We start from the raw sequence: 6,379 nt of genomic DNA on the forward strand, positions 1-6,379 counted from the left end.
ACTGACACCCTCACTGAGCTGCCCCCCGCCCGGGGGGGGCGGAGACCCGCCCCCCTGGGCCCCCCCCCGCGGGGGCGGCGCCCGGGGGCGGCTCGACGTACCCATCGGGCGGTCTGCGGCGAGGGACTGGAGGAGGGGCCAGACGGGCAGCTTCTCGGTCCAGTGCGCCACGTCGACGAGGATGAGCGGGATCTGGGTGGCCGCGTCGCCGTAGTAGTTCGGCGTGACGGCCTGGAAGACCTCCTGGACGGTGCCGGCCGCGCCCGGGAGGTAGATGATGCCGCCGCGGGCCCGGCTGAGCAGGACGTCCTCGCGCTGCGCGTTCGAGAAGTACTTCGCGATCGCGGACGCGAACACGTTCGGCGGCTCGTGGCCGTAGAACCATGTCGGGATCGACACGCCACCGTCGCCGGGGAACGCCCGCCGTACGTCGAGACCCGCCTCGGCCCACGCGGCGATCGACGGGCGGAACGACGGTACTGCGCTCAGCGCCGCCAGCGCGGAGTCGACAGCGGCATCGTCGTACGACGCCAGCGACGCGCCGAGGTTGGCGGCTTCCATCGCGCCCGGACCGCCGCCGGTGACGACCAGGCGGCCGCGGCGAGCCAGCGTCCGGCCGAGCAGGACCGCGGAGCGGTAGTTCGCGTCACCCCGCAGTACGCCGTGACCGCCCATCACCCCGACCCATGGCTTGTCGTCGGGGAGTTCGGTGAGCGCGTCGGCGATCGCGTGGTCGTGGAGCGCCGCTGCGAGGGTCCGGCTGGTGTCGCCCTTCTCGTCGTGCTGCCGGGACCAGGCGTAGATCCGGGCGTCCGGCGTGGCGTCGTACCCGTGCTCGAGGCCGGCGAACAGCTCGTCGGCGTCGTACAGCCGCCCGCGGTACGCGTCGAACGGCAGCGCCGGGATCGCCGGGAACACCAGCCCGCCGCCGTCGCGGACCCATCCGTCGGCCTTCTCCTCCAGCGCGCAGCCGAGGAACACCGAGCCCATCGGGTTCAGCCCGACCAGTTCCGCCGTCCGCCCGGTCAGGTCGACCGACTGGATCCGCCAGCCGGCCATCGTGGTGGCGCCCGCGGCCAGCACCCGGTCGAACTGCTCCAGGGACTCGATGTCCACATGCGGAATGCTCGGCATCGTCACGGAGAGCACCCTAGCTGGATAGACGTGCACTATCAGTTGAGGTAATGGTTGGACATGACACATGCGGAGCTCTGGGAGCGTCACAAGGCCGTCATGCCGGCTTGGCTCGCGTTGTACTACGAGGAGCCGATCGAGATCGTGGAGGGATCCGGACGCCGGGTCACCGACGGTGAGGGGAACACCTACCTCGACTTCTTCGCCGGCATCCTGACCAACGCGATCGGGTACGACATCGCGGAGATCTCCGACGCGGTCCGCGAGCAGCTCGGGTCCGGGATCGCGCACACCTCGACGGTGTACCTGATCCGCAAGCAGATCGAGCTGGCCGAGCAGATCGCCGAGCTGTCCGGGATCCCGGAAGCGAAGGTGTTCTTCGCGAACTCCGGCACGGAGGCGAACGAGACGGCGCTGCTGCTCGCCACCCAGAACCGCCGCTCCAACCAGGTGCTGGCGATGCGCAACTCGTACCACGGCCGCGCGTTCGGCACCGTGGCGATCACCGGCAACCGCGGCTGGTCCGCGAGCAGCCTGTCCCCGGTGAACGTGCAGTACCTGCAGGGCGCGTACCGGTACCGCAGCCCGTTCAAGGACCTGCCCGACGCGGAGTACATCAAGGTCTGCGTCGACGACCTGCGCAACGTCATCGAGACCACGACGGCCGGCGACGTGGCCTGTCTGATCGCCGAACCGATCCAGGGTGTCGGCGGGTTCTCCTCGCCGCCCGACGGTCTGTACGCCGCGTTCAAGGAGGTCCTGGACGAGTACGGGATCCTCTTCATCTCCGACGAGGTACAGACCGGGTGGGGCCGGACCGGTGACCACTTCTGGGGGATCCAGGCGCATGGCGTCGTGCCGGACGCGATGACGTTCGCGAAGGGGCTCGGCAACGGGTTCGCGATCGGCGGCGTCGTTGCGCGCGGCGACCTGATGGACAGCATCAAGGCGAACTCGCTGTCGACGTTCGGCGGCAACCCGATCTCCACCAGCGCGGCGAAGGCGACGATCGACTACCTGCTCGACAAGGACCTGCAGGCGAACGCGGCCAAGCGCGGCGCCCAGCTCGCCGACGGTCTGCGCGGTATCTCCGACGAGTACCCCGAGCTGGGCGACGTCCGCGGCAAGGGCCTGATGCTGGCGGCCGAGATCGTCAAACCCGACGACAACAGCCCCGACCCCGCCGCGACCGCCAAGCTCCAACAGGAGACGAAGAACCGCGGCCTGCTGGTCGGCAAGGGCGGCCTCTACGGCAACGTCCTCCGGATGGCCCCGCCGATGACGCTGACCGAGGAGGAAGCCGGCGAGGCTCTGGAGATCATCCGCGACTCCTTCAACACCCTGCGCTGAACCAGGTGGCCATCGCCTCGTCCAGTCCTTCGGTGGAGAGCTCGTCCGTGGCCCAGGCGACGTAGCCGTCCGGTCGGATCAGTACTGCGCTCGGTACGGCGACGTCGCCGACGCCCGGCACGGTCCAGCTGTCACTGGCGCACTGCGCCTGGATCTGGTCGATGCGGTCGCTCGACGGCACGGCACTGCCGTGGAGCGACAGCAGAACGGGTCGGCCGCCGCGGAGCAGTTGATGGACGCGGGTGGCCTCACCGGCGACGGTGAGGTCCGCGTCCGGAACGCGGCGTCCGGCCAGGACGTGATCGCCCTTGACGTCGTACCGGAGGTCGAGGGCGGTGATCATCAGGCCGAGCCGCCGGCGTACGTCGTCGATCTCGAGCAGCCCGCTGAACGTGTCGCGCAGCGCGTCCACGTGCTGGCCGGGCCGTGAGAGGGCGGTCTGCGCGCGGGTGTTGTGCAATACGTTGGCAGCGACCGGGTACCGCTCGGCCTGGTAGGTGTCCAGCAGTTCGCTCGACGCGTGACCCCGCAGGACGGACGCGAGCTTCCACCCGAGATTGACCGCGTCCTGTACGCCGAGGTTCAGTCCCTGACCGCCCGCGGGGAAGTGGATGTGGGCGGCGTCCCCGGCGAGGAACACCCGGCCCTCGCGGTACCGGTCGGCCTGCCGTGCCGCGTCGCCGTACTGCGAGACCCACCGCGGACTGTGCATCCCGTAGTCGGTCCCCGCGACCTCGCGGAACGAGTCCCGGAAGTCCTCGAACGTCGGCTCGTGCGCACGGTCGACCACGCGGTCGTAGCGCTGCACCATCATCCGGTACCAGCCCGGCTGGAACTGGATCATCGAGTAGTCACCGGGACCGCTCCGCCGCCCGAAGACCGTGCCGGCGGGCGGCTCGGCGAGCTCTGCGTCGAGCAGCATTCCGGTCATCGTCGCGTCGGTACCGTCGAACCCGATGCCGGCCAGTTTGCGGACGGTACTGCGTCCGCCGTCGCACCCGACCAGGTACGAGCACCGGATCACGCTGCCGTCCGGGCCGCCGACCTCGACCTCGACACCGGCGTCGTCCTGACGGAACCCGCGGACCGGCGCGGACCACCGCACGACGGCGCCGAGGTCGGTCGCATAGGTCTCGAGCTCGCGTTCGATCACGGCCTGCACGATGCCGAGCGTGTAAGGGTAGCGGGTCGGGAAGTCGCTGAAGTCCATCGGTACGCCGCCGAAGTGGCCCGCCTGGATCACCCGGCCGTGCGGCAAGAGGCGCTCCATCAGGCCGCGCTGGTCGAAGATCTCCATCGTGCGGGCGTGAATGCCGCCCGCCCGCGACTCACCCGTCCGCGCCGGCAGCGCGTCCAGCACGAGGACGTCGATCCCGGCCAGGCGCAGCTCGGCGGCCAGCATCAGTCCGGTCGGCCCGGCGCCGGCGATCACCACATCCATGAAGGCATCTCCTTAATGTCGTTCGATTTCCTTTAACGCTGTTAAGGAGAGCAAAACGTTGTTAAGGTTGTCAAGGACGAACAGGAGACCGACGTGAAACTCGATGCCAGGACCATCGCCACCGCGGCGCTGCCGCTGCTCGACGACGGCGGGGTCGACGGCCTGACCATGCGCAAGGTGGCGGGCGCCCTCGGCGTCCAGGCGCCGGCGCTGTACTGGCACGTCAAGAACAAGCGCGACCTGCTGGACGCGATGGCGCGCGTGCTGTTCGTCAGTGCCGTCGAAGGAGTCGAGGCGCCGCGGCGCGGGACGGACTGGCAGGACTGGCTGATCGACCTGGCGGGGCGGCTGCGGAAGGCCCTCCTGCGGTACCGCGACGGCGCCCGCGTGCTCGCCGGGACCAATGTCAGCGACGAGTCCATGTGGCGGGTGACCGAGCTGACGCTGCGCACGCTGGAAGACGCCGGGTTCTCGGCGCGCGACGTCACCCGGGTGTTCCCGATCCTGCTGCACTACACGGTCGGCTACGTCATCGAGGAGCAGGCGCAGACCGGTGTCGACTACCCCGAGGGCAATCCGTACCAACCGGATCAGATCCGGGAGTTCGTCGACGCCGAGCGCTATCCCTTGACGTCGCGAATGGTCGTCGACGTCTTCGCCTCTGATCCCGACGCCGAGTTCGAGCACGGTCTGCGCGTGATCCTGGCCGGCGTCCGAGCGACGTACGACATCCGCCCCGGGAACTGAGAAGGCCCCTCCGCGGGTGCGGAAGGGCCTTCGGGTCAGATGCGGGCGCCCGGATCGAGGCCGGAGGCCTGGTCGGGCGCGTCGACGATCGGCGGCGGGGCGCCGGTCACCTTGCGGCGGCGGCGCGAGCGGCCCTCGAGGTACTTGGCGAGCAGCGAGAGCAGCGAGCACAGACCGATGTAGATGATCGCGATCACGATGTACGTCGGGATGTACGGGAACCCGTAGGTGAGGCGGCCGCCCATCTGGCGTCCGACGTACAGCAGCTCCGCGTAGGTGATGATGAACCCGAGGGCGGTGTCCTTCAGCAGCACGACCAGCTGGCTGACGATCGCCGGCAGCATCGAGCTGATGGCCTGCGGCAACAGCACCAGCCGGACCACCTGGTTCTTCCGCAGCCCGATCGCGTACGCCGCCTCGCGCTGACCCTTCGGTACGGCGGCGATGCCGGCCCGGAAGATCTCCGCCAGGACCGAGCCGTTGTACAGCGTCAGACCGAAGACGACCGCCCAGAACGGGCCCAGACCGAGCTGGAACTGGATGCTGCCGTAGTAGAAGAAGAACATCAGGATCAGCAGCGGGATCGCCCGGAACAGCTCGACGATCAACGTGGCCGGGGTCCGTAGCCAGGCGTGATCACTGATCCGCGCGGCCGCGAAGACCGCACCGAACAGCAGCGCGAAGACCGTGGCGAGTCCGGCGGCCTTCAGGGTGTTGACCAGACCGTCCAGCAGCTGGTTCTGGATCGCCGTGTACTGGAACTGCCGCCAGAGCCGGCTCTCGAACTGGCCGTTGACGTACAGCCGGTGGATCAGCCAGGCGATCGCGCCGGCCAGCAGCACCAGGACGACGACGTTGAAGATCCGGTTGCGGAACTTCCCGCGGGGTCCGGGGGACTCGTACAGAACAGAGCTCATCAGGCCACCGCCGTCCGTCGTTCGGCCCATCGTTGCAGGAAGATCAGCGGCACGATCAGGATCAGGAACCCGATCGCGATCCAGGTCAGCGTGAGCAGCTGGTTCTCACCGCGCTCGGACATCGACGCCGGGATCGAGCCGGCCTCCGCGACCGAGAAGCCGGCCGCGATCGTGGTGTTCTTCAGCAACGCGATCAGCACACTCATCAGCGGCGGGATGATCGCCCGGAAGGCCTGCGGCAGCACGACGATCGTCAGCACCTGCACGAACGACATACCGACCGCGCGGGCCGCCTCGGACTGGCCCGGCGAGATCGTGTTGACACCGGCCCGGACCACCTCGCAGATGAAGGCCGACGTGTAGATCGTCAGCGCGCCGACGCCGGTCCAGAACGGGTTCGGCAGCGCGAGGTGCATCTTGGCGGCGCCGAAGAACAGGAACGCGAAGACCAGCGTGAGCGGGGTGTTCCGCAGGATGTTGACGTAGCCGGTGCCGATGCCGCGCAGGGCGGGCACCGGGGAGACCCGGAACGCTCCCAGCACGGTGCCGAACACCAGGCTGAGCACGCCGGACACCACGAACAACCGGATCGTCAGCCAGAAACCGTCCCGGAACAACGGCCAGTTGTCGGTAAGGACCGAGAACATCGCGACCTTCCTCTTGCCTACAGGTACACAGCCCGGGGGGGGGGGGGCCGGCGGGGGCGGGCCCCGCCGCGCCGCAGCGGGCGGTCGGTTGCGACGCGCCGCGCGGCGGGCGCCGGCGCGGCGGACGGCCCCGGCGGGTCCGA

General features: G+C 69.4%; 6 protein-coding genes. 2 read left to right on the top strand and 4 right to left on the bottom strand.

The window, feature by feature from the left end:
- A partial coding sequence (locus tag ACWGID_RS39610) for an LOG family protein (RefSeq protein ID WP_452204556.1) occupies window positions 1-1,134 on the bottom strand: 1,134 nt, incomplete at its 3' end.
- A 60-nt stretch (window positions 1,135-1,194) separates the two neighbouring features.
- On the opposite strand from ACWGID_RS39610, the gene ACWGID_RS39615 reads away from it, so the two are divergent.
- Complete coding sequence (locus ACWGID_RS39615; RefSeq protein ID WP_452204531.1) at window positions 1,195-2,484, top strand: aspartate aminotransferase family protein; 1,290 nt, start codon at window positions 1,195-1,197, stop codon at window positions 2,482-2,484.
- On the opposite strand, the gene ACWGID_RS39620 is transcribed toward ACWGID_RS39615, so the two are convergent.
- The gene (locus ACWGID_RS39620; RefSeq protein WP_452204532.1) at window positions 2,468-3,925 is read right to left on the bottom strand and encodes an FAD-dependent monooxygenase; all 1,458 of its coding nucleotides are present in this window, start codon (window positions 3,923-3,925) and stop codon (window positions 2,468-2,470) included. The genes ACWGID_RS39615 and ACWGID_RS39620 overlap by 17 nt on opposite strands.
- Before the next feature lie 93 nt (window positions 3,926-4,018).
- On the opposite strand from ACWGID_RS39620, the gene ACWGID_RS39625 reads away from it, so the two are divergent.
- On the top strand, window positions 4,019-4,672 hold the full coding sequence (locus tag ACWGID_RS39625; protein ID WP_452204533.1) for a TetR/AcrR family transcriptional regulator C-terminal domain-containing protein: 654 nt from the start codon (window positions 4,019-4,021) through the stop codon (window positions 4,670-4,672).
- Window positions 4,673-4,707: 35 nt separating this feature from the next.
- Here the strand turns inward: ACWGID_RS39625 and ACWGID_RS39630 are convergent, their stop codons facing one another.
- Together ACWGID_RS39630 and ACWGID_RS39635 are read right to left on the bottom strand one after the other, a co-directional pair.
- Entirely contained in the window at window positions 4,708-5,589 is an 882-nt protein-coding gene (locus tag ACWGID_RS39630; RefSeq protein ID WP_452204534.1) for an amino acid ABC transporter permease, read from the bottom strand.
- Entirely contained in the window at window positions 5,589-6,236 is a 648-nt protein-coding gene (locus ACWGID_RS39635) for an amino acid ABC transporter permease (protein ID WP_452204535.1), read from the bottom strand. Before ACWGID_RS39635 ends, ACWGID_RS39630 begins: the two co-directional genes overlap by 1 nt.
- Between the last annotated feature and the right edge of the window lie 143 nt (window positions 6,237-6,379).

The organism is Kribbella sp. NPDC054772, from assembly GCF_053611945.1.

Excerpts from the sequence above, each read along its gene's own strand:
- ACWGID_RS39615 (WP_452204531.1), top strand. The coding sequence starts at position 1,195 with ATGACACATGCGGAGCTCTGGGAGCGTCACAAGGCCGTCATGCCGGCT.
- ACWGID_RS39620 (WP_452204532.1), bottom strand. The coding sequence starts at position 3,925 with ATGGATGTGGTGATCGCCGGCGCCGGGCCGACCGGACTGATGCTGGCC.
- ACWGID_RS39630 (WP_452204534.1), bottom strand. The coding sequence starts at position 5,589 with ATGAGCTCTGTTCTGTACGAGTCCCCCGGACCCCGCGGGAAGTTCCGC.
- ACWGID_RS39635 (WP_452204535.1), bottom strand. The coding sequence starts at position 6,236 with ATGTTCTCGGTCCTTACCGACAACTGGCCGTTGTTCCGGGACGGTTTC.